At 54.4% G+C, this 1010-nt stretch carries 2 protein-coding genes; both read left to right on the top strand.

Features of this window, described 5'->3' with window-relative positions; genetic code table 11:
* Window positions 1-339 (top strand): FecCD family ABC transporter permease (locus ACRC27_RS05305; protein ID WP_438639364.1); only part of this gene is annotated, 339 nt, incomplete at its 5' end.
* A 53-nt stretch (window positions 340-392) separates the two neighbouring features.
* On the top strand, window positions 393-1010 hold a 618-nt coding region (locus ACRC27_RS05300), incomplete at its 3' end, for an iron chelate uptake ABC transporter family permease subunit (protein WP_438639363.1).

Raw genomic sequence — 1010 nt, 5'->3', positions numbered from 1 at the left:
GAAGAAACTGCACAGGGGCTGGGAATTAACCTGAGCCGTTTGCGCATGGGCGCACTGCTGGCGGTGGTGCTGTTAACCGGTAGCGCAGTCGCAATGGCTGGGCCAGTCGGCTTTATCGGGCTCATTGTTCCGCATGTTTGCCGCGCAATATTAGGCATTGATTACCGCTGGCTCATTCCTGCTGCGGCACTGTGCGGGGCCAGTTTACTGACAGCCGCAGATATCAGTGCCCGCTTCCTGTTCTTTCCGGCAGAAGTTCCAGTCGGGCTGGCCATGGCTGTATTAGGCGCACCGTTCTTTATCTATCTGGCCTGTCGCCGCAACGGGCAAGCACTTTAATGCCCACGCCTGCGATTACCCAAGTCACCCAAGCAAACCGTCTGAGGAGTTGCATGTCTACCTATCTGTCTGGTTATGCATCCCGCTATATCCAGCTACGTTACCGTACATTTAGTCTGTTAATTGCTCGTCAGCCGCTGCGCGTTATCGGGATACTCAGCACGCTATTGCTACTATCCACCCTACTGGCTGTCAGTGCCGGAAATCAGTGGCTGACACCGCAAGGGTTGTGGATGCTGATCAGCGGTCAAGCTGACAGCGCCACCACACTGATTATTACCCAGTTTCGCCTACCGCGGGTACTACTGGCATTAAGTGCGGGGGCCGCACTCGGTTTGTCAGGTGTTCTAGTACAGAGCATTATCCGCAACCCGCTGGCCTCACCCGATATTCTGGGAATTAACAGCGGTGCGGCCACCGCCGTTGTGCTGTTTTTCCTATTTTTCCAGCAACACATTGCAATTGTGTGGTTGCCACTGATTGCTTTTACCGGCGCAGTATTGATGATGCTGCTGCTCGTTAGCATCAGCCGGATATTACATCTGCGCCCAGGGCAGATGATTTTAGTGGGAATTGGTTGTGCCACGCTGCTTGATGCCCTGCGCGCACTGCTGGTCATGTATGCGCCAAGCTGGATCTTAGGTAAAAGCACAGTTTGGGTCACGGGATCT

Source organism: Plesiomonas sp. (assembly GCF_051650925.1).
Taxonomy (GTDB): Bacteria; Pseudomonadota; Gammaproteobacteria; order Enterobacterales; family CAMTGL01; genus Plesiomonas.
The sequence above is the reverse complement of the archived record's forward strand: the minus strand, read 5'-3'. Positions and strand labels throughout refer to the sequence as shown.